This is a genomic window from Bacillus cereus (genome assembly GCF_002561295.1).
GTDB classification, from domain to species: Bacteria; Bacillota; Bacilli; order Bacillales; family Bacillaceae_G; genus Bacillus_A; species Bacillus_A cereus_S.
Genome location: NZ_NTUG01000049.1, coordinates 1 through 21,511, shown reverse-complemented (window position 1 = coordinate 21,511; position 21,511 = coordinate 1). Strand labels below are relative to the sequence as shown.

Sequence of the window (21,511 nt, the reverse complement as noted above, 5' to 3'; positions counted from 1 at the left end):
AATTGGGGTGCAGTTCACTTAGCGCTGTTCTTTTTCAGTTACATATTGTTGTAAATCAAATGGAGTTATTGCTTGAATGAACTCTTTTGAGATAAGAGATTGAACGAGTGTACTTTCTGAAATGGTAGCACCTGTTTTCTTTTGATAGGCTTGTTGTAACAAACCTAGTTTTTCTACTGTTTCTTTTGATAATTCAATTGTTAGTGTGTTCATAATTTCTCCCCCTTATTACTAGAGTACCACTACAAAATAGGAGAAACAAGAAAAGAGAAAATGAAATATAAAAAAGGTTACCAAGTTTCAATTTGGTAACCTTTCTTATGTATAAGAACTAGTTTTTTTATGCAATACCGATATATTTCAAAGTTTTTGATGGGGTACTATGATCAAAGAAGTGTTGTAAAAATGCAATATCAACACCAGATTTATATGCACAATATCCCCAAGTTTTGCGAAGTGTATGTGAGCTAATCCCTTCTAAACCAACTTCTTTTGCAGCTTTGTTTAAAATATACCATGCATGCTGTCTTGTAATAGATTTTGTACCTTTTTGAGATTTTAACAGTGGTTCATTACGTCTCCATGTTTTACGTTCTTTCATGTAGTCTTCGATTGCGTGCTGTAAGTCTTCGTTTACAGCAAACCATTTATGTTTCTTTACTTTTTCATTGTAAAATAAAATGGAATGGCGAACATTTTCATTTTCGTCAATAACGTCACCGACTTTTAATTGTAAAATCTCACTTACTTTTAGACCAGAATTTACAGCTAATACGAATAGTAAGCCATCACGTTTCGAAGATTGTAAAAGTATATTTTTGATTGTTTCTAATTGTTTTTCGTTTTGAATAGGTTGTCCTGCTTGTTTCATTTCACGCACTCTCCTCTTATTTGTGTGTAAAGGAAAGGATTAACTTGGTTACTACTATAAAGGGAGAGTGTGAATTTCATGTGAACTCCTGGTGAAATTAAGACAAATTATTTGACTTCTTTTACTTTTTGTAAATCAAAATAAAAAACGACGCTATCATTCGTGTTGTATACACCGTATTCAGCATGATGCAGGTCTAATATGTTTTTGACAATGGATAAACCAAGCCCTGTTCCTCCTGTGTGACGGCTTCGGGAAGCGTCTAAACGATAGAAACGATCCCAAATTTTTTGTAGACTTTCATCTGGAATTGGATTACCAGTGTTCTCAATTTCTACTTTAACCTTTTCTTCATTCTCAGTGATGCGAATGTAAATTTCTTTTCCCTCTGGTGTATAGCGAATTGCGTTGCTAAGTAAATTCACAACAACTTGTTCAATGCGATTACGATTCGCTTCAACATATATAGATGGGTTTGCATCGATTTCTACTTGTAATTGTTTTTCTTCCATACTAAATAATAGCTTCGTATACACTTGTTGAACGAGTTCACCAAGTGAAAAAGTATTCATTTCTAATTTATACGTACCCGATTCTAGCTTGGCTAATTCTAGCATCTCAACAATGAGTCGATTCATATTTTCGGTCTCTTCTAAAATAACATCGGTATAGTACGTATTATCTTTACTTACACCATCTTTAATTCCTTCCGCAAAGCTTCTAATTACGCTCAGCGGTGTTTTTAATTCATGAGATACGCCGGAAATAAATTCTTTTCTCGTTTTTTCTAATTGACGTTCTCGTTCGATATCTTGTTGTAATTTTGTATTTGCAACATTTAATCGATCTATTCGGTCTTTTAAGTTTACTGATAAGGTATTAATGCTACTAGACAAACCGCCAATTTCATCATCTGCTGAAACCGGTAATTTTTCAGTGAAATCAAAATTAGCCATTTTCTTTGTAACACGATTTATTTTAATAAGAGGTTTAACAATAATTTTTGAATAGTAAAAGGATAGTAAAATAATAACGAGAAATACGATAATTAAGGCATAGACGTAGTAATCTTTTAAAACGAGCATGGCTTCATTAACAGGCTGCAAGGAAGTCATTGCGAAAGCGAATTCTTTAATCTCCCCTTTTTCAATAACTGGTTGCACAAAGATTTGACTTTTTCCATTCTCTTCTTCTCCAATTGTAAATGTTGTCAATTCATTTGAATTGGTTTTACCTAGTAGTACAGATAATTCCCAATGTTGAACCCCTTGTAAAGTTTCTAAATTATTCGCAAGACGAATCTCATTTTTGGAGGGAAGGTGTATTTTTGATACAGTCCCTTGAAACGTATGGATACCAAGTCTTGATTCTGTTTCGTATTTGTTTTTCTTTTTCTTAGCGTTTGTCCAATCAATATTGAATAATTTAAAATCTTCCATGAGGTTCTCATTTGTCCATATATTATTAGGAGCCGTAATCGTAACAGGTATAATGACATCCTTTTTTAAAATTCCATCTATGAGAATAAAATCATTATTTTTTAACTGTAAATTCATAAACTTGGTATATTCATCGATTGTTAAAATATTGTTGAGTGGAATCGAATACGTTTTATTGGATTTATCGACAATCTCAATATAATAATTATTTTCATCTTTTATAATTCCATTTGGATCTAATAAAACAACCTCGGCATTTGTTTTTTCGTGAAAGTCTTGCTTGAGTTTTCTTATCTCCTCAAATGTCCGGTCACTTTTTTCATAACTAGATAAAAATTTTTCAAAAGCTGTTTGGACGGTGTCGACTTTTTTATTAATATAAAACGTTTCTAAAAACAATGATTGCCCAAGGAAAAAAAGGAGGAAGGTAGCAGTAAATAATGTTGATGTTAATAAAAATAATTTAAAGACAATGCTTCTTTTTTTCACTTCTTCACCTCATAAAAAATACTGACATAAATATGCTTTTTAACCTGCATTAACAAGCAGTAAGATCCCTCTTCAAAATGTAATAAGAGCAAGGAAGAAAATCATTGGTTATAAAAGCTTGATTGGTTCAACTCATAATAAACGGAGATTAATAAAGTTTCACTTTATTATAACAAACGATAAAAGAAAGTAGGGATTGAAAATCTGTCTCTATTTGTATCAGTTTTTTATAAAAAGTCATATAAAGTGGTTATTTCATTTGATAAAAAAGAACCTGCCAGACGTATGACAAGTTCTTTTTATATTATTGTTGGATTGCAGCGTCTAAAGCAATTTCAATCATTTCGTTGAATGTAGTTTGACGCTCTTCAGATGTTGTTTCTTCTCCAGTGAAGATGTGGTCACTTACTGTTAATACAGATAATGCATTCACACCATATTTCGCTGCCAATGTATAAAGTGCAGTTGTTTCCATTTCGACAGCTAATACACCGTATTCACCAAGTTTTTTCACCATATCCATGCTCTCACGATAGAACACATCAGCTGTCAAAACATTACCAACTCGAACGTGTAATCCTTTTTCTGTTCCAGCATCATACGCTTTCTTTAAAAGATCAAAGTTTGCTGCTGGTGCAAAGTCAAATCCAGGGAATGTTAAACGGTTCATGTTAGAGTCTGTACAAGCAGTCATTGCAATAATTACGTCACGCACTTTTACATCTTTTTGAATCGCGCCGCATGTACCTACACGAATTAAATTTTTCACTCCATAGCTTTGAATTAATTCGTTAACATAAATAGAAATAGAAGGAACACCCATACCAGTCCCTTGAACAGAGACACGTTTCCCTTTATAAGTTCCAGTGAATCCTAACATGCCGCGTACGTTGTTATAGCAAGTTACGTCCTCTAAAAATGTTTCTGCAATATATTTCGCACGTAGTGGATCGCCAGGTAGTAAAATAGATTCAGCAATTTCACCTTGTTTTGCTTCAATATGAACGCTCATAAAAAATCCTCCTTGTTATGTATAGATATAAATTAACACCATTTGCATTATACACTAGGAATCCTGTCGATTAAAATCTTTTTCTTGCTTGTAGTATGTACAACAAATGTTATTCCCAGTAAATTTCCGTTTTTTTCTGGTTTTTGGTTGTTTTTCTTTACGAGAGCCGTTTATCCCGCTATTTGCGGGCTAATAATCAGTGGGGGATGAAGGAAACCCCCACTGATTAAAGTTTCACTTTATTTTATAGAGGATTTTTCTGAAAAAAATAGAATGAACTTTGTAATAACATTCTATTTACAAATGTAGGTGTACGAATGGTGTCACGACTTATAAAAAAGTATGGCAGGTGATGATTTGAAAAATCTTGTCATTGGACTAGTTGCTTTACTACTTATTGTGGCTGGTGGATTCTACATGCAAAAGTTTAAAGGAACAACAGAAACAGCAGGGGATATTCGAGAAGTAGAGTGGGAGATAAAAAATAGAAAAGGAAATGAAAAAATAGATATTACATTTCAACTGTTTAATAAGAATAACAATGAGGTTCGTGGCGTGAATGATCATATTCGGGCTATTATTGTAGATGAACAGTTCAAGAAAATCCAGCAAATAAACCCTGCATTTGCTGGAAGTGGTTCTTATAAGCTATCTTTAAGCGGAATGAAAGATAAAGGTTATACGGTTTTCTTATATGAGAATCGCGGTAAAACAGAACAGTCCTTTTCTAAGAAAAGTTTCGGGGGAGAGGAAAAAGAAAAGATACAAAAAAATTTAATAGGAGATACAGTGCTTACAAAAAAAATTGGCGATTACCAAATGTCGCTTTTATTTGGAGCGTTACATCCAAATGAAGCAGCGACACTGACATTTCAATTGCAAATGAAAAAAGGGGAAAGCGTGAAGTTTAGCTCGGGTACTGGGGAGCAGGGGGAACTTTATATAGTCGATGAAAAAAGAGAACATTTTTTATATGCAGTCCCTGTAAATGAAGAAGAGCAACTACAGTATCGTATTACCTTCCCAGAAGAAGGCATGTATAAAATATGGGGCACATTTTATATAAACGGAAAAAAATATGAAAAAGAGTTCATTCTCCAAGTTCAGAAACGAAAAAGCAGCTAGTGATGCTAGCTGCTTTTTCGTTTTCCTATTAATTTTGTTACTGCAAGCATTGTAATGGGTAAGGAATGATTTTTTCGAAATGCTAAATATTTGCCGCTCCACGTAGGTTTATATTTTTCTTTAAAGTGTCGTAAACCGCTAAAACTATACGTATAACGAACGTTATTAAAAATTGCTGCTGCGACACGCTCGGACCAAAAGGATTGTGTCGATAAGCCAACATTAGAAAGCGGAGCCATACCAATATTGAAAGAATGATAATCATTTTCTTTTGCCCATTGGAATAAATGGATGAAAATCGCATCCATAATTCCACCAGGTGCATCAGGGTAATAGCGCATTAAATCAACTGAAAGTTCACCAGTTTGGTAAACAGGCATAAACGTTGTAAATGCGATGATTTTTCCTTCGGCATCAGATAGTGTTGCAATAGGAGCACGATTTATATAGTCGCAATCAAGGTATCCAAGAGAAAAACTTTTTTCTTTTTTTCCTCCAAGCCATGCGTCTGAAACTTTTTTTAATTCCTCATATAACTCGTCTGAAAACGGTGGTTGGTGAATAGAAAATGTATAACCTTCACGCTCAAAACGGTTAAAAGTTGCACGTAAGCCAGCGCGCTTTTTACCTGATATAGTAAACGTATTTAAATCAACAACAGCCTCTTCACCAAGTTTAAAGAAGTTATAGCCAAAATCATGATATAAGCTCATCCATTTGCTTTCAATTTGATAGAAAACACAAATGTATCCAAAGCGATCTGCTTCAGCTAGAAATTCTTGTAGTACGGTGCGGAAAGAGGATGGATCGCCAATTGGATCACCGAGTATTACAAGACGTTTACCTGTTGTTGAAAATAATAGAAGCGCTTTTCCATCGCTACTGAAGAAGAATTGTTTGTCGCCTAAAAAACCTAAATGACTTAGTACATTTCCACCATATTGATCTAAGAAGTTTTGCAGTCGTTTATCGTTTGCTGGTTGCCCAGGAAATATGCTACGGTAGCGATTCGCGATTAGAGAACCGATCAGTAAAAAGGTTGGAACAAAAAAAGCAGCTGCAAGTGCGCTTCGCTTCACTTGCGTAATATTGCGAACGACAAAATCTGGCTTGAAAGCTTCTTTTGCACCAGCAAATAAAATACCGAGATTTTTGTACAAATATAATGTTAGGAGTAAAAATATAAATACTTTGACTACATCAGAGAGCGAAACTTCCATTTTCTCACGTACAAATCTTTTACGGAGCATATATAATACGGCAAGTACAATTAATAAAATAAAGGTTTCCTCAATATCAATTCCTTTTAATGTGTTAAAGATTGCTGCTCCAATTAAAGAAACAATTGTCATATAGTAGGAGCGCTTCGTTCCGTAATAGATCCCCCTTGATAGAATAAGAAGAAGGATACCGAATGTTAAAGATAAGCTAAAAGACAATTGAATCAGAGGTTTTGGAGCTAAAATATGTAATGCATGAGCACGGTTTATACTGGTTGGTAAAATCGTTGATAAGATAACCATTAAACCAGCAAAAACAGTTAATGCAGCGGATGCCCAGGATCCTAATTTTCCTAAGAAATCACGTTGTAATGTCCAAATGACACCTGTTGTTTCTAAGGCAGGTGCGATAAACGGCTTATCTTCAATCTTTTTAAGCGCAGCTCCCGTCATTTCAAAAGCTGCAAAAATTAAACCGAGGCAAAACGGTAAAATATAGTATACAAGGCGGTATAGTAACATGGCAGGTAGTAATACACCTGTGTCAATACCGTATTGTCCTAAACCAGTCAAAAAGACAAGATCAAATGAACCAAGGCCACCTGGTACAAGGCTCACAACGCCAGCTAAAGCGGCAATGACATAAACCCCTAAAAACTTCCGGAAATCTATCTCAATTCCGAATAGTATTAAAATAACATACATGACGATACCGGCAGATAGCCACTCCACTAATGAAACAAGAGAGTATAAAACGGTTGGGTTTTTCTCTTCCTCTTTTCCGTCTACGTTTTTTTGTTTTCGATTTTTAAGTTTAGAAAATCCGATATATATCGGTACAAAAAGAGCAAAAAAGACGAGTACAGGCCATAGCCAAGGTTTTTCATGCAGAATAAAACGTGTATCGAGTATTCCAATAAGACCGAGGAATGAGAGAAGGGCTAAGCCATTAATAAAGGCAGTTGTCATCCAAGCAATACTTTTGATAAGTTTACCATTCTCTTTTACGTGGGGCCGATATAACATGGTTCGTACGCCCGCCCCAACAAGACCGCCAAAGCCAAGAAATCCATTTAAAGTGTTGGCAGTCCATGAAACACGGAAAATTTTTTGAACAGGTACATCTGCTTTTAAATAGCGAAGCATAACAAAGTCGTAAAAAAACATTGTCGAAACAGCAAATGCACCGAGCGTAATAGCTAAGAAGACTCCTCCAGTCGGAATATTTTTAATTGTTTCAATTGCTTCTAAAAATGAAATACCCGACAATTCTTTCCGAGCTTGAAAGAATACAATAGTCAAGACAACAAATGGAAAAATAATTTTTCCGATTTGTAAGAAACGTTTCCACGAAAACGACATAAATACAACTCTCCTTGCATAAGAAAACTGAGACAATATTCTTATTATGACAAACTTCATGGAAAATAAAAAGGTAAATTAAAGGATATAAAACTATTTTTTATATAAATATGGAGATATTATAAAATTTTATTAAGAATTAATAAAAAAAATAAGTTTTGTTTATTCAGAAAAATAAGTTAAAATAAAGCAAAATAGGGAAGTGAGGGAAAGTGGATGATTATAATAGGTTACGCAGGCTATGAGCTGGAAAAAGCGCAATCTAATACATCAGAAGATTTCTTTAATCGATCTGAAATCACTTATATTTTGGGAGAACAAGAAAAAACATTTTCTGTATTATATGTCCGTTATTTTGAAGAAATTTTGCAAGAAGTTACTCCGTTTGAAGGAAATCCAGTTTTTAAAATAGAAGAACAAGACATATATTTACGCGATATCGTTGCTTTAGCCTGTTTTGTTAAAAATAAAGAATTTCGTGGGCAAAAGCGTGTATATATTAATGCGACAGAAGATTTTCAAAAATATTTTGATGAGAAAACAGTGGTAAAAGTACAAAACATAATGGCTGAGTTACATAAAAATAAAAAAGTAGAAATAGCGTAAAATGGCAAAGGGGAGAAAAGGATATGTCTAATTCAATGGTTGAAAATCAAACGCATCAAGTTTCTCAATTTTTAGAGGAAGCCATTCATTTGATGACTGATTTTGTAAATTATCATACATTGCCTTCCTTATTAGAAGAATCGCCAGAGGGTAATAAACATTATTATGAAGGCTTATTATCAGCATTAAGGAGACTACTTGTATTTTGTGAAGAAGGATTAGATGCGTGCCTTGTTTTACTAAGCAGCCAACCATTTCGAAAAACGGCTGCTGAGAAAACATTATATAAAATCTACCATCAAGTAATTGCTGAATTCTTTTCACCTAAAAGTGATCAGTGGTATGAAAATAGTCGCTCAGCCTATACAGGGAAAAATTCTATTGTTTTTCAACAAATTCCACCTCGCTCCATTGAAAAAATAATGCAAGAGTTAGAAGGTAAGTTTCAAACAATGCGTGAAGAGCTGGAATATTATGAAACGGACTATCAAACGAAGATGTTACACAAGTATTAATATAAGGTTGAAAAGCCATTCTTTTTAGATGGGAGAGAGGATCCGGCCATGCGTAGAAGCGGTCAGGTCCTTTTTTGTCCGTATGCGGCTTGAAAACAGAAAGAGTGAATCTTCTTTTTTATAGCATTGGTTTGAATGTATATGAATTGTTAACTTGAAAGAATAGCAATTTATTTAGGATAGATTTAGGCGGAACGTAAAAATTGATTGGTAGTAGCCAATTACAATTTCACCTTATATAAGTATTAGAGAATATGCAAAGAAGCTAGCGAAAGACTAGCTTCTTTTACTGCTTTGTACGGCATATACGATGCGGGTGCTGAATATAGTTAGAGTGGGGAGCATTGAGGAGGTGTCGCGTTGTATGAATCAGCAAGGTGTATTTACAGATTACTTTCATGAAGTAGAAAGTTGGTGTGAAAGTGTTCTTCATGTATTAGATAGTCGCGCAACTGAAGTATATGACGTTCATATGCTTGCATATAAAATTCGAATGTTATTAGATCGTATGAAAGAATGTGAAGATGAGACAGATGCTGAATTATTATATGAGATTAGTGATGATGTGGAACATATTCAGAATCACTTGCAAGAAATATTTATACAAGAAAATGAACAGTATGAGTTGTATGAAAGAGCATATACGGAGCGTTCGGTTCCAATTGGAGGCCACACGCTTCCGCCGCTACCCTATCCGTATAATGCGCTAGAACCATATATTTCTCGAGAAATTATGATGATTCATCATGATAAGCACCATCGAGGTTATGTAGAAGGGTTAAATAAAGCAGAAAAAATGATGGAAGAAGCAAGGAAAACAAACAACTTTGATTTAATCAAACATTGGGAAAGAGAAGCAGCTTTTCATGGTTCGGGCCACTATTTACACACGATATTTTGGAATAACATGAAAAAAGATGGGGGAGGAAGTCCAAGAGGGGCATTGTCTAGGCAAATCGAAAAAGATTTTGGGAGTTTTTTACGTTTTCAAAAACATTTTACAGAAGCTGCATCGAAGGTAGAAGGATCAGGATGGGCGATTCTTGTATGGGTACCTCGTTCGGGAAGATTGGAAATTTTGCAAAGTACTCTCCATCAATTATTCACACAGTGGGATACGATACCATTACTTGTACTTGATGTATGGGAACATGCATATTATTTGCAGTACCAAAATCGAAAAGATGAGTACATTAAAAATTGGTGGAATGTTGTGAATTGGCCTGATGTGGAAAAGAGATTTGAAAGCGCGAAACAACTTGAGTGGACACCGTATTAGACGCATATATGTGCGTCTTTTTTGCTAGGGTAGAAAAGAATATTTCGTTCATATTTTAAAGGGCCAAGCATACACTTGTACAAAAAGTGCCAAAGGACGTGGTGGGGGAATATGAGACGAACTTGGATTGTAATTGCACTTATTGTAATGTGTGCAAGTATTATACCGATTCATACATATGCACAAATGAATGATGTAAGTGCACGTAATGCTATATTGTTGGAAGAACATTCAGGCCGAGTTTTGTATGGGAAATCAGAGCATGAACCACAGAAGATTGCTAGCATCACGAAAATTATGACTGCCTTACTTGCTGCTGAATCAGGAAGAATGAGAGAAGCTGTTCCTATTAGCGATAAGGCTGTTCGAGTAGAAGGTTCGGCAATTTATTTAAAACCTGGAAACAAAGTACCACTAGAAGATTTAGTTTACGGTTTACTGCTTCGTTCAGGTAATGATGCAGCGCAAGCAATTGCTGAAAACGTGGGAGGGAGTATAGAAGGATTTGTGTATATGATGAATGAAAAGGCGAAACAAATCGGAATGGAAGATACACATTTTTCGAATCCGCATGGTTTAGATGGGGACGGTACGCATTATTCATCTGCATATGATATGGCACTTTTAACACGCTATGCAATGGGGAATGAAACGTTTCGGAAAATTTTTGGAACAAAGACATATCAATCAAAAGCGTGGGATTATCCATGGAAAAACAAGCATAAACTTGTAACTTCTTATTATGAATTTGCGACAGGAGGAAAGACTGGATTTACAAAAAAAGCTGGGCGTACACTTGTAACAACAGCTTCGAAAGATGGATTGGATTTAATTGTAGTGACGCTCAATGCATCTAATGATTGGGACGACCACATGTATTTATTTAATCAAGGATTTAAACAATATGAATTAACGAAAGTTCTCGGACAGGGTGCGCTTTCTGGGTTGAAAGAAAAGAAGTATATCAATCATGTGTATACGAAAAATGATTTTTCTGTACCGTTAACAGTAGGTGAGAGAAAAGAAGTGTTGCTAAAAGTTGAACTTGATAAAAATGCAAAGTTAAAGAATGGAGAAAAAGTAGGGAAAACAATTATTTATGTAGGTAAGGAGAAAGTAGGCGAGCGTAATTTATTTTATAGCAAACGAAAGCTAGTTGCTACAACGGGAGTATATTGGAATGATGTAAGAGAGATCTTTTCTCATATGTTAGGTGTTGGAACAGATGGTTAACCTCGTATGGGTGGCGATGGCGGTCATTGGAATTGTATATGCGATGGTGAACGGAACGATGGAAGAAGTGAATAAAGCAGTTTTTGAAGGATCGAAAGATGCGGTAACAATTTGCATTGGGCTGATTAGTGTTCTAGTCTTTTGGCTCGGTTTAATGAAAATTGCTGAAGAAGCAGGCTTATTAAAGAAATTAGTCTCATTTTTTATGCCTGTTGTGAAAAGGCTGTTCCCAGAAGTACCAAAAGATCATCCTTCGATGGGATTTATTTTATCGAATATGATGGCAAACTTTTTCGGATTAGGAAATGCTGCGACGCCGCTCGGTATTAAAGCCATGGAGCAGCTTAAGGAATTGAATGGAGGAAAAGATTCGGCAAGTCGTTCTATGGTGACATTTTTGGCTTTGAATACATCTGCCATTACATTGATACCGACTACCGTAATTTCAATCCGAATGACGTATGAATCAGCGAACCCAACTGAAATTGTTGGTGTTACGTTCATCGCCCAAGTATTATCGATGATTGGCGCGATTTGGATTGACCGCTATTTTTACCGAAGACGGAGTAGAAAGGGGCGGAAAAAGTGAGTATCGTTAATACAATTTCACTATGGGTAATTCCATGTGTAATCGGTTTTATTCTATTATATGGAACGATAAAAAAAGTTCCAACGTACGAATCATTTGTAGAGGGTGGAAAAGAAGGGATTCAAATTGCTATTTCTATTTTACCATTTATGGTAGGGATGCTAGTATCTATTTCTATTTTCAGGGCATCAGGGGCACTAGATGCTATGATTTCCGTCATGAAGCCACTGTTAGATTTAATTCACGTGCCAGCAGAAATTGTGCCGCTTGCGCTTATACGTCCCATTTCGGGTTCGGCAGGATTGAGTATTACTACAGATTTAATTGCTACATATGGGCCGGATTCGTTTATTGGTAGGCTTGCTTCTACGATGCAAGGCAGCACGGATACAACGTTTTATATTTTAACGGTGTACTTCGGGGCTGTTGGTATTCGTAAAATGGGAGATGCATTAAAGGTAGGTTTGTTTGCTGATTTAATTGGAATTATTTGTTCTATTGTGTTTGTTTCTTTATTGTTTCAGTAATCAGTATTCATTTTTTGCGGCAATTCGCTTATAATACGTATACGGACCACTATTAAGGGTAGGCTTAATGGTGGTTTTTTTATGGAGTATTTTTGACAAAATAATGAACTTTTGTTGTGAACAACTGTATGAAGGTAAACAATAATAAAGGATAAAAGTAGCATTCGACCTTTAAAAGTTTGCACTATAGCTATGTTGTTTAGGATTGGTGAGGAAAACTGCTGTAAACCTTAGGCGGTTGCCAAGTCTTTCTAATGAAGGTAAGATAAATTTGAGGTGAATTAAGGAAATGGAACGATTACAAAAAGTGATTGCGCAAGCAGGAATTGCGTCAAGAAGAAAAGCTGAAGAACTTATTCAGCAAGGAAAAGTGAAAGTTAACGGTAAAGTAGTAACTGAGTTAGGAACGAAGGTAACCCCTCAAGATAAAGTAGAAGTAAATAATATCCCTCTTGAAAAAGAAGAACCTATTTATTTCTTACTATATAAACCAACTGGTGTTATTTCGAGTGTATCAGATGATAAAGGAAGAAAAGTTGTAACAGACTTTTTCCCTGAAATCAGGCAGCGTCTATTCCCAATTGGGCGTTTAGACTATGATACGTCTGGCGTACTCCTTATGACCAACGATGGTGACTTTGCAAATATACTAATGCATCCAAAATATAAAGTTGAGAAAACGTATGTTGCAAAAGTAAAAGGACCATTAACAGGAGAGAAAATTCGCATGTTAGAAAAAGGTGTTGTATTAGAAGATGGTAAAACAGCGCCAGCACGTGTGAAAATTATTTCTTGGGATAAACGTAAAGAGATGGCAATTGTTCAATTAACAATCCATGAAGGACGTAACCGTCAAGTTCGTCGCATGTTTGAAGCACTTGGCTGTAAAGTAATGAAATTAAAACGTGAACGTTATGCTTTCTTAGAGGCAGGGAGCTTACGCCCTGGTGATGCGAGAGAGTTATCACCTCATGAAGTAAAACAATTACGTGCACTTGCTTCTACAAAACCGAGATAAGTAACACTGTGAAACTCCTATCCATGGAGGATGAAAATTCTTCATGGATAGTTAGTTAAATGGACTACTTTTGCAGAAATTTATGGAAAGTTAGATAATAAATAAAAACAAGTGCTTGAGGTAATGGACCAGTTAGTAGTTACAGAGATTGTTTACATATAAATTCATCAAAGAGAGGAGAGAGGATATGAAAAAGAATCGTTTACTATTCCGCATTCTCATTTTGCTTATTTTAAGCGTAGCGGTAGGATTTACGCTTTATCAAGGTTTTTTTGTAGATAAGGAAAAAATGCAAATCGGGAAAAAAGCGCCTAACTTTGTTGTTACAGATTTAGAAGGGAAGAAAATCGAGTTAAATGACTTGAAGGGAAAAGGAGTATTCTTAAACTTTTGGGGAACATGGTGTAAACCGTGTGAAAAAGAGATGCCTTATATGAATGAATTATATCCTAAATATAAAGAAAAAGGCGTTGAAATCATTGCGTTAGATGCAGATGAAACGAATATTGCAGTGAAAAATTTTGTGAATCAGTACGGATTAAAGTTCCCTGTGGCAATTGATAAAGGGCAAGAAATAATCGGTACATACAGCGTGGGCCCACTGCCAACATCATTTTTAATTGATAAAGAAGGAAATGTAATTGAAAAAATTACGGGTACACAAACGAAGGATCAAATAGAAGGATATTTAAAGAAGATTACTCCTTGATAAAGAAAGCCTTTACATAATGTGATAATGAATTTGTTTGCTAGATGAAGGTGCTTTGCTTCGTCTTAGTACCTCTCTTGAAAATTCTGAGTATTGCGGTAACTCGCATTTGGAAGATACAATGATAAATAGAAACAAGAGGCGGTGAGAATATTGGAACAAATAAAATGTGAATGCGGACATGTAAATCCAATTGGTACAATTTTTTGCGAAGCTTGTGGGAAACCTTTTGAAAATAAGGAAGGTACAAGATTATTAGATATGAGATATGAAGGAAGTGCTCGGCGTTCTCTTACTCATACGAAAACGATAGTAGATAAGGTTTGGAGCTTTTTTTCTTCGGTAAAAGTAGGAGTATGGCTTATAGTTATCACTTTATTAGCATCAGCAGTTGGAACAATATTCCCACAAGAAATGTACATACCTCCAGGTGTTACGCCGGGTGAATATTATGAGCAGGAATATGGTTTTCTAGGGCAATTATATTATCAATTGGGTTTTAATAATTTATACAGTTCATGGTGGTATATGATTTTAATTGCTTCGATTGGTGTATCACTTGTGATATGTAGTTTGGATCGTGTAATTCCGCTTTATAAAGCTTTAAAAAAGCAGGGGGTAAAAAGACACCCAAGCTTTTTAAAGAGACAAAGGTTGTATGGGACAGGATCTCCAAAAGAGGGAGATTTAGAACAGATTCAAGTCAATTTAAAAAAAAGAAATTACAATGTAAGAGTTGATGGTGAAAATATTTTAGCAGAAAAAGGACGATTTTCTCGCTGGGGTCCATATGTGAATCATATTGGTCTTATTATTTTTCTATTTGGAGCAATGTTACGATTTCTACCAAGTATGTATGTGGATGAATCGCTATGGTTACGTGATGGGGAAACGAAAGAAATACCCGGGACCAATGGGGAATATTATTTGAAGAATGAGAAGTTTACAAAAGAGGTTTATGACAAAAGTAAAGAAGATCAAGTATTTAATGATGCGATTGATCGTGTGGGCGATAAAATGATTGCTAAAAACTATCAAACGAATGCAGTATTATACAAAGCGGTCGGTGAAAATATTGCTGGGGAAAAACCAAAGCTAGAGAAGGTAAAAAAAGGTGAGATTCGGGTAAATGAACCGCTTAAATTTGATCAATTTGCCTTATATCAATTAGATTTTAAAGAAAATGAATTTAGTAGTATGTCTTTTTCTTTACAGAAAAAAGAGAATCAACAAAAATGGGCACCTATTAAAGTAGATTTGGAAAATCCACAAGAAACGTACGATTTAGGAGATGGATATTCTATAAAACTATTAAGTTATTTCCCTGATTTTTATTTTGATGAGAATGGTCAGCCAAATACAAAAACAAAGATTCCGAATAATCCAGCTTTCGTATTTAAAATGTTTACACCAGAGACACCAAAAGGAGAAGTAAGTTTTGTAGGGATACAACAAAATATTGAACCAGAAGGAAATAATCAATATAAAATGACCTTTGCAGGGGTAGAAATGCGAAACGCTACAGGGCTAATTGTAAGAAAAGATTTGACGCTATGGATTCTTGGTATCGGAGGATTTATCTTCATGGTTGGTGTGATTCAAGGGATGTATTGGAACCATCGTCGCATTTGGATACAACGTGTTAAAGATGAATGGTGGATTGCGGGCCATACAAATAAAAATTGGTTTGGCTTGCGGAAAGATATTGAAAAAGTACTTGAAGGAACAACAATTCCACAACCATATGACAAAGTAATTGATCAAAAAATTAGTTAAGGTGGGGAGAGTATATGGTACAAATAAGCAGTAATTTTCTATTTGCCGCTTTTATTCTATATTTAATTGCAACACTGTTCTTCGGAGGAGCAATTAAAGAAAAAGGACGAAAGTGGGCAAATATAGGTATAACCATTACAATTTTAGGGTTCGCCGCTCAAACTGTATACTTTGTAACAAGATGGATTGCTTCAGGGCATGCACCAGTAAGTAATTTCTTTGAGTTTGGTACATTCTTTGGCATGATGCTTGTTGGTGCTTTTATTGCTATGTACTTTATGTATCGTGTTAGTATCATTGGATTATTTGCTTTACCAGTAGCACTATTATTAATTGCATATGCGAGTATGTTTCCGAGAGAAATTTCACCGCTTATTCCATCGTTGAAAAGTAATTGGCTACATATTCATGTAACAACAGCAGCAGCTGGACAAGCTATTTTAGCAATTAGTTTTATTACAGGTGTTATGTATTTGCTTAAAAATGTAGATCAATCCCAAAAATCGAAACGGACATTTTGGTTAGAAGCAGTAGTGTTTACGCTCGTTTGTACTGTCGGATTTATCGCGGTAACAACGGTTTATTCAGCAACAAAATATGAAGCGAAATTTCAATGGGTGGATAAAAATGAACAGAAGGTAGAGATGAAATATAATCTTCCTGCGCTAGTTGGCCCGCATGAAGGAGAATTACTGACAACTGGGAAATTTGAACCAATTGCAGAAATGCCTGCTATCATAAATGCAAAGAAATTAAATACAGTCATTTGGTCATTGCTTATTGGGACAGGACTTTATATTGTATTAAGATTAGTTTTACGAAAAAGGGTATCTGCGGCTCTTCAGCCAGTAGTGAGAAACGTTAATAGTGATTTACTCGATGAAATTGGATATCGCTCTATTGCAATTGGATTCCCAGTCTTTACGTTAGGTGCACTAATTTTTGCGATGATTTGGGCACAAATTGCATGGACGCGTTTTTGGGGATGGGATCCAAAAGAAGTATGGGCACTCATTACATGGCTCTTTTATGCTGCAGTGCTACATTTACGTTTATCTAAAGGGTGGCATGGTGAGAAGTCAGCATGGCTTGCGGTCATTGGATTTGCAATTATCATGTTTAATTTTATAGTGGTAAACTTAATTATTGCCGGTTTGCACTCATATGCGTAAGGTTTTCCTCTTCTTGGGAAGGGAGTACAGGATTCTGTGAAGCATGGTAAAATAGGAAAGTGGTTGTCACTTTCCTATTTTATTTTTGTCAATTTCTTTTCTTTTTTGAGAAAAACATGGCAAAACAAAGGCTGATTTTGTAAAATGATGTCGGGGCCTAAATGTCCTGTTCAAGAAAAATACATATTTTTGGAAAAGAAATGAACAAATTTTATTATTCTTGTGAAGTATAATGTCTAAGGTGGAAGACTAACATTTTAGAATTATCTATTATGAGATAAGAGTAAAAACCGTATTACATCATAGAAAGGTAGGTGTGAACCGTTGTCATGTTTTTTACGGCAGCGGGAAGCAATGGAAAATGAACCAAGAATTTTAATTGTAGATGATGAAGATCGTATTCGCCGTTTATTAAAAATGTATTTAGAAAGAGAACAATATACGATTGATGAGGCTGATAATGGTGATGAAGCTTTAGAAAAGGCATTGCAAAATGATTATGATTTAATTTTATTAGACATCATGATGCCTGGAAAAGATGGAATTGAAGTATGTAAAGGAATTCGTGAGAAAAAAGCAACACCAATTATTATGCTGACAGCTAAAGGTGAAGAAGTAAACAGAGTGCAAGGATTTGAAGTTGGCTCGGATGATTATATTGTAAAGCCATTTAGTCCACGTGAAGTGGTTCTTCGTGTAAAAGCAGTCTTGCGCCGCTCTGTAACAACAACATTCTTTACACAAGATACAACAACGAAAGATGTTATTGTTTTCCCGCATTTAACAATTGATAATGATGCGCACCGTGTTACAGCTGATGGTGATGAAGTTAATTTAACGCCAAAAGAATATGAATTATTACTATTTTTAGCAAAGGCTCCTGATAAAGTATTTGATCGTGAGCAATTGTTAAAAGAAGTATGGCAATATGAATTCTTTGGGGACCTACGTACAGTAGATACACACGTAAAGCGTTTGCGTGAAAAGTTAAGTAAAAAATCATCTGATGCAGCGAAGATGATTGTAACTGTATGGGGTGTCGGCTATAAATTTGAGGTTGTGAGCGACTGATGCTTTGGAGAAGTGTAGTAGGAAAGCTATGGATGACAATATTGCTTCTTGTTTCATTTGTTCTAGGATTTGTTGCCATTTTGCTTTCACAGTTTTTTGATAATTACTATATTGAAATGAGTGAAAACAGACTTACAAAAGTAGCGACGAGTGTTTCGGAATTAATTGAAGAAGGTGCAGACGAAAAAACGATTGAGAATATCGCCTATAAGTTTGCTGATCCGCTCTCACGAATTATTATTGTGAAGGGAGATCATGAAGTTTCTTCTTCACCGAAACAAGAAGGATTGGTAGATCTTACAATAGAAGATCTGAAAAAGGATAAAGATTTAGCAGCTGTTTTTATTGATAAAAAAGAAAATAAAGAAAAAATAAAAAAAGTGTCTGATGATAAAACGCGTAGGAATTCCGAAAATGATATTATGATTGTTGGGAAACCGCTGAAATCATCGGAGCATAGTGCAGTGTTTGTGTATCAATCATTGCAAGTTCCGAAACAAGGTATGGAAAAAGCGACTGATTTTATTTTTCTATCAGCGGGAATTGCAATTATCTTAACGACGTTCTTTGCATTTTTCTTATCGACACGAATTACAGCCCCTCTTCGTAAAATGCGTGAAGTGGCCTTTGAGGTAGCGCGCGGGAAATTTGATACGAAAGCACCTATGGTTTCGCAAGATGAAATAGGAGAGCTAGCAACAGCGTTAAATCAAATGGGAAAACAATTGAAGTTTAATATCAATGCGCTGCAACAAGAAAAAGAACAACTTTCTAGTATTTTGAGCAGTATGGCAGATGGGGTTGTAACACTGAATCAAGAGGGTGAAGTTGTTGTTATTAATCCACCCGCGGAGCACTTTTTACAAGTTTGGCAAGAGGAAAAAGAGTTAGAATTAAGTAGGAGTTTGCCGCCTGAACTTGTTGAATTGTTCCATCTTGTAGTAGAGAGTGAGCAACAGCAAGTTATTGAAATTAATTTGCAAAAGGGTAACTACGTTGTCCTTATGACGCCGTTATATAATCAAACGAAAATTCGTGGTGCTGTCGCAGTCCTTCGAGATATGACAGAAGAACGTCGTCTTGAGAAAATGCGTCAAGATTTTATTGCGAATGTGTCTCATGAATTGCGCACCCCGATGGTTATGCTTCAAGGATATAGCGAGGCAATCTTAGATGATGTTGTTCAAACGAAAGAAGAAATAAATGAGTTTGTACAAATTATTTATGATGAGTCTGTTCGTCTAGGTCGCCTTGTAAATGAGCTTTTAGATTTAGCGCGGATGGAAAGTGGGCATGTAGAATTGCATATATCTGAAGTGGATATTCATCCATTTGTCGAGAAGATTGGTCGTAAGTTCCAAGGGATTGCACAAGATAAAGGTGTGCAGTTAACAGTTGATTTCCGTAACCAAGTTGTGGAGCATCCGTTTGATCCGGATCGTATGGAACAGGTATTAACGAACTTAATAGATAATGCAATTAGGCATACAGACGCAGGTGGTCATGTTAAGCTTGTGATTGATACGAAAAATAATGGACTAATTTTTGAAGTGCAAGATTCAGGTGCAGGTATCCCTGAAGAGGATATCCCATTCTTGTTTGATCGTTTCTATAAAGCCGATAAAGCAAGAACACGTGGGAAAACAGGTGGGACTGGCTTGGGCCTTGCGATTGCGAAAAATATTGTACAAGGTCATGATGGAAAAGTCTCTATATCAAGTGTTGTTGGAGAAGGAACGATATTCTCTGTATATTTACCAGGTCAATCCATATAAGTGATATTGTTGTGAGTGAATACTAAAGTTCTAATATTTTTTATTCTTTTTGAGTTTTAATATTTGCTCAATGGAATGAAGAATACTAGAACTTTTTATTTTGATGTGCTATTGGTAGAGGGTAGTCTCTTTATGAAAATGGATTGGAAGACAAAAAGGTTACACTAGGGAAAAAATAAATCCATATTGATTTGCTTGTATATCATTCGTGTCTATGAAAACAAAAGGTAATCATTACTCATTTTTCCCTTCTGTTTTCACATAACGTGGGGGGAAAGAACTGATCGCTTCTATCCATGGCTGGATGCTCTCTCACCACAAAAAAGTTTTCATTCGTTTTTAAATGTATACTTATATTTGTAATAGCTAGTGTAATGAATAAAGCATAAAAAGAGAGGTGTAGAAGATTTGAAACTATATACAAAAACAGGAGATAAAGGACAAACGAGTGTTATCGGTGGGCGCGTTGATAAAGATCATATTCGGGTAGAAGCATATGGAACAATTGATGAGGCAAACTCTTATATTGGTTATGCGATGACGATGATGCAAGAAGAATGCTTTCAAGACATATACGATGAGCTTGAAAAGATTCAACATGAGTTGTTTGATTGCGGTGGGGATTTAGCAATTATGGAGCAAAAAATGCCGTATACAGTAACGGAAGAGATGGTTCTATATTTAGAAGAAAGAATCGATTGCTACATAGAAGAAGCTCCGCCGCTAGAACGGTTTATTTTGCCTGGTGGGAGCGCAGCGTCTGCGATGATTCATGTTGCACGTACAGTAACGAGAAGAGCTGAGCGTCATATTGTATCGCTAGGAAAGCAGGAAAAAATAAATGAAATTGTATTACAGTATGTAAATCGACTATCTGATTATTTGTTTGCAATAGCTAGAGTGATAAATGCTCGTCTTCGTGTAAAAGATGTTGAATATAAACGAAGTGCAATTGTTTTTCGTAATAAAGAAGAGAAGGAAGCGGAGTAATTCGCTTTCTTTTTTGTATACTTTTTTCCGTAATATACCACAATAGAGAAAGTGTGACGGTTATCAAAAAACGGAGGATGTATATGAAAGTTTTAAAAATCGGGATACTTGTCGTTGGGATGTTTTGTAGTTCTCAAGCGAATGCTTATGCTGAGGATGGACGATGGACATGGCCTGTAGATGGAAGAATTAGCGACTACTTTGGAACGAGAAATGGAAAACATTATGGCATTGATATAGCCGCATCAATCGGAACGCCGGTTGTAGCGATTCGAGGTGGAACGGTAACGAAATCATATTTTTCAAATAGTTATGGACATGTAGTGTTTGTTAAACATGGAGAATATGAAGCGGTTTATGCTCATCTTAATAAGAGATATGTACTTCAAGGGGAGCGGATTGCAAGAGGTGAGGTAATTGGTGAAGTTGGGAACACAGGTGAATCAAGAGGAGCGCACTTGCACTTAGAAGTTCATAAAGGCGCTTGGACGTTTGGGAAAAGAAATGCGATGAATCCGTTACTCGTTCTAAATGAAGAAAAACACCAAGTAGCTTCATCATCGATGTATGTTGTACAAAAGGGAGATACGCTCGTTAGTATAGCTCGTAAGTTTGGTATGACAGTTTATGAGATAAAAGCAAAAAATGCATTGCGACAAGATCGAATTTATCCAAATCAAAAATTATATATAAATTAAAAAGAGCTAGTAGAACTGAAGTGACCCCTAAAAGT

At 35.5% G+C, this 21,511-nt stretch carries 20 protein-coding genes; 15 read left to right on the top strand and 5 right to left on the bottom strand.

Annotation, left to right across the window (positions count from 1 at the left end; genetic code table 11):
* Nucleotides 1-18: 18 nt before the first annotated feature.
* From CN373_RS23150 to deoD, 4 genes are all read right to left on the bottom strand, one after another.
* Nucleotides 19-213: a DUF3924 family protein gene (locus tag CN373_RS23150; RefSeq protein WP_001094866.1), complete on the bottom strand. Its 195-nt coding sequence runs from the start codon at nucleotides 211-213 to the stop codon at nucleotides 19-21.
* A 127-nt stretch (nucleotides 214-340) separates the two neighbouring features.
* Nucleotides 341-871: a tyrosine-type recombinase/integrase gene (locus CN373_RS23145; RefSeq protein WP_000806229.1), complete on the bottom strand. Its 531-nt coding sequence runs from the start codon at nucleotides 869-871 to the stop codon at nucleotides 341-343.
* Between the two features lie 107 nt (nucleotides 872-978).
* On the bottom strand, nucleotides 979-2,799 hold the full coding sequence (locus CN373_RS23140) for a sensor histidine kinase (protein WP_000747386.1): 1,821 nt from the start codon (nucleotides 2,797-2,799) through the stop codon (nucleotides 979-981).
* Nucleotides 2,800-3,103: 304 nt separating this feature from the next.
* Nucleotides 3,104-3,811 carry a purine-nucleoside phosphorylase gene (deoD, locus tag CN373_RS23135; protein WP_000110708.1) on the bottom strand — a complete coding sequence of 236 codons (708 nt, stop codon included), beginning with the start codon at nucleotides 3,809-3,811 and terminating at the stop codon, nucleotides 3,104-3,106.
* A 342-nt stretch (nucleotides 3,812-4,153) separates the two neighbouring features.
* Here deoD and CN373_RS23130 point away from each other — a divergent pair, with 342 nt between their 5' ends.
* On the top strand, nucleotides 4,154-4,936 hold the full coding sequence (locus tag CN373_RS23130) for a hypothetical protein (RefSeq protein WP_000896608.1): 783 nt from the start codon (nucleotides 4,154-4,156) through the stop codon (nucleotides 4,934-4,936).
* A gap of 5 nt (nucleotides 4,937-4,941) precedes the next feature.
* On the opposite strand, the gene mprF is transcribed toward CN373_RS23130, so the two are convergent.
* Nucleotides 4,942-7,518 carry a bifunctional lysylphosphatidylglycerol flippase/synthetase MprF gene (gene mprF / locus CN373_RS23125; protein ID WP_000010878.1) on the bottom strand — a complete coding sequence of 859 codons (2,577 nt, stop codon included), beginning with the start codon at nucleotides 7,516-7,518 and terminating at the stop codon, nucleotides 4,942-4,944.
* Between the two features lie 216 nt (nucleotides 7,519-7,734).
* On the opposite strand from mprF, the gene CN373_RS23120 reads away from it, so the two are divergent.
* The 14 genes from CN373_RS23120 to CN373_RS23055 all read left to right on the top strand — a co-directional run bounded on the left by CN373_RS23120 (nucleotide 7,735) and on the right by CN373_RS23055 (nucleotide 21,476).
* Nucleotides 7,735-8,124, top strand: coding sequence for a hypothetical protein (locus CN373_RS23120; protein ID WP_000583798.1), 390 nt, complete (start codon nucleotides 7,735-7,737; stop codon nucleotides 8,122-8,124).
* A gap of 23 nt (nucleotides 8,125-8,147) precedes the next feature.
* Nucleotides 8,148-8,639 (top strand): YpuI family protein, encoded by a 492-nt coding sequence (locus CN373_RS23115; RefSeq protein WP_000071855.1) that lies wholly within the window; start codon nucleotides 8,148-8,150, stop codon nucleotides 8,637-8,639.
* Nucleotides 8,640-9,003: 364 nt separating this feature from the next.
* On the top strand, nucleotides 9,004-9,918 hold the full coding sequence (locus CN373_RS23110) for a superoxide dismutase (RefSeq protein ID WP_001075744.1): 915 nt from the start codon (nucleotides 9,004-9,006) through the stop codon (nucleotides 9,916-9,918).
* 111 nt (nucleotides 9,919-10,029) lie between these two features.
* Complete coding sequence (locus tag CN373_RS23105; protein ID WP_001255092.1) at nucleotides 10,030-11,151, top strand: D-alanyl-D-alanine carboxypeptidase family protein; 1,122 nt, start codon at nucleotides 10,030-10,032, stop codon at nucleotides 11,149-11,151.
* Nucleotides 11,144-11,740, top strand: a complete 597-nt coding sequence (gene spmA / locus CN373_RS23100) for a spore maturation protein SpmA (protein ID WP_000247813.1) — start codon at nucleotides 11,144-11,146, stop codon at nucleotides 11,738-11,740. Before CN373_RS23105 ends, spmA begins: the two co-directional genes overlap by 8 nt.
* Nucleotides 11,737-12,267 (top strand): spore maturation protein SpmB, encoded by a 531-nt coding sequence (gene spmB, locus CN373_RS23095; RefSeq protein ID WP_000029509.1) that lies wholly within the window; start codon nucleotides 11,737-11,739, stop codon nucleotides 12,265-12,267. Before spmA ends, spmB begins: the two co-directional genes overlap by 4 nt.
* Before the next feature lie 289 nt (nucleotides 12,268-12,556).
* Nucleotides 12,557-13,285: a 23S rRNA pseudouridine(2605) synthase RluB gene (gene rluB, locus CN373_RS23090; RefSeq protein WP_000440558.1), complete on the top strand. Its 729-nt coding sequence runs from the start codon at nucleotides 12,557-12,559 to the stop codon at nucleotides 13,283-13,285.
* Between the two features lie 187 nt (nucleotides 13,286-13,472).
* Nucleotides 13,473-13,994, top strand: a complete 522-nt coding sequence (resA, locus tag CN373_RS23085) for a thiol-disulfide oxidoreductase ResA (protein ID WP_000742189.1) — start codon at nucleotides 13,473-13,475, stop codon at nucleotides 13,992-13,994.
* Nucleotides 13,995-14,144: 150 nt separating this feature from the next.
* Entirely contained in the window at nucleotides 14,145-15,770 is a 1,626-nt protein-coding gene (locus CN373_RS23080) for a cytochrome c biogenesis protein ResB (RefSeq protein ID WP_033664655.1), read from the top strand.
* 14 nt (nucleotides 15,771-15,784) lie between these two features.
* Nucleotides 15,785-16,942, top strand: a complete 1,158-nt coding sequence (gene ccsB / locus CN373_RS23075) for a c-type cytochrome biogenesis protein CcsB (protein WP_000250069.1) — start codon at nucleotides 15,785-15,787, stop codon at nucleotides 16,940-16,942.
* A 354-nt stretch (nucleotides 16,943-17,296) separates the two neighbouring features.
* Complete coding sequence (gene resD / locus CN373_RS23070) at nucleotides 17,297-18,013, top strand: DNA-binding response regulator ResD (RefSeq protein WP_002056252.1); 717 nt, start codon at nucleotides 17,297-17,299, stop codon at nucleotides 18,011-18,013.
* Nucleotides 18,013-19,788, top strand: a complete 1,776-nt coding sequence (locus CN373_RS23065; protein WP_098360266.1) for an ATP-binding protein — start codon at nucleotides 18,013-18,015, stop codon at nucleotides 19,786-19,788. Before resD ends, CN373_RS23065 begins: the two co-directional genes overlap by 1 nt.
* Nucleotides 19,789-20,196: 408 nt before the next feature.
* Nucleotides 20,197-20,778 (top strand): cob(I)yrinic acid a,c-diamide adenosyltransferase, encoded by a 582-nt coding sequence (locus tag CN373_RS23060; RefSeq protein WP_098360265.1) that lies wholly within the window; start codon nucleotides 20,197-20,199, stop codon nucleotides 20,776-20,778.
* Between the two features lie 83 nt (nucleotides 20,779-20,861).
* Nucleotides 20,862-21,476 carry a peptidoglycan DD-metalloendopeptidase family protein gene (locus tag CN373_RS23055; protein WP_098360264.1) on the top strand — a complete coding sequence of 205 codons (615 nt, stop codon included), beginning with the start codon at nucleotides 20,862-20,864 and terminating at the stop codon, nucleotides 21,474-21,476.
* Nucleotides 21,477-21,511 lie beyond the last annotated feature (35 nt).

Excerpts from the sequence above, each read along its gene's own strand:
- CN373_RS23150 (WP_001094866.1), bottom strand. The coding sequence starts at position 213 with ATGAACACACTAACAATTGAATTATCAAAAGAAACAGTAGAAAAACTA.
- CN373_RS23145 (WP_000806229.1), bottom strand. The coding sequence starts at position 871 with ATGAAACAAGCAGGACAACCTATTCAAAACGAAAAACAATTAGAAACA.
- deoD (WP_000110708.1), bottom strand. The coding sequence starts at position 3,811 with ATGAGCGTTCATATTGAAGCAAAACAAGGTGAAATTGCTGAATCTATT.
- CN373_RS23130 (WP_000896608.1), top strand. The coding sequence starts at position 4,154 with ATGGCAGGTGATGATTTGAAAAATCTTGTCATTGGACTAGTTGCTTTA.
- mprF (WP_000010878.1), bottom strand. The coding sequence starts at position 7,518 with ATGTCGTTTTCGTGGAAACGTTTCTTACAAATCGGAAAAATTATTTTT.
- CN373_RS23120 (WP_000583798.1), top strand. The coding sequence starts at position 7,735 with ATGATTATAATAGGTTACGCAGGCTATGAGCTGGAAAAAGCGCAATCT.
- CN373_RS23115 (WP_000071855.1), top strand. The coding sequence starts at position 8,148 with ATGTCTAATTCAATGGTTGAAAATCAAACGCATCAAGTTTCTCAATTT.
- CN373_RS23110 (WP_001075744.1), top strand. The coding sequence starts at position 9,004 with ATGAATCAGCAAGGTGTATTTACAGATTACTTTCATGAAGTAGAAAGT.
- CN373_RS23105 (WP_001255092.1), top strand. The coding sequence starts at position 10,030 with ATGAGACGAACTTGGATTGTAATTGCACTTATTGTAATGTGTGCAAGT.
- spmA (WP_000247813.1), top strand. The coding sequence starts at position 11,144 with ATGGTTAACCTCGTATGGGTGGCGATGGCGGTCATTGGAATTGTATAT.
- rluB (WP_000440558.1), top strand. The coding sequence starts at position 12,557 with ATGGAACGATTACAAAAAGTGATTGCGCAAGCAGGAATTGCGTCAAGA.
- resA (WP_000742189.1), top strand. The coding sequence starts at position 13,473 with ATGAAAAAGAATCGTTTACTATTCCGCATTCTCATTTTGCTTATTTTA.
- ccsB (WP_000250069.1), top strand. The coding sequence starts at position 15,785 with ATGGTACAAATAAGCAGTAATTTTCTATTTGCCGCTTTTATTCTATAT.
- resD (WP_002056252.1), top strand. The coding sequence starts at position 17,297 with ATGGAAAATGAACCAAGAATTTTAATTGTAGATGATGAAGATCGTATT.
- CN373_RS23065 (WP_098360266.1), top strand. The coding sequence starts at position 18,013 with ATGCTTTGGAGAAGTGTAGTAGGAAAGCTATGGATGACAATATTGCTT.
- CN373_RS23055 (WP_098360264.1), top strand. The coding sequence starts at position 20,862 with ATGAAAGTTTTAAAAATCGGGATACTTGTCGTTGGGATGTTTTGTAGT.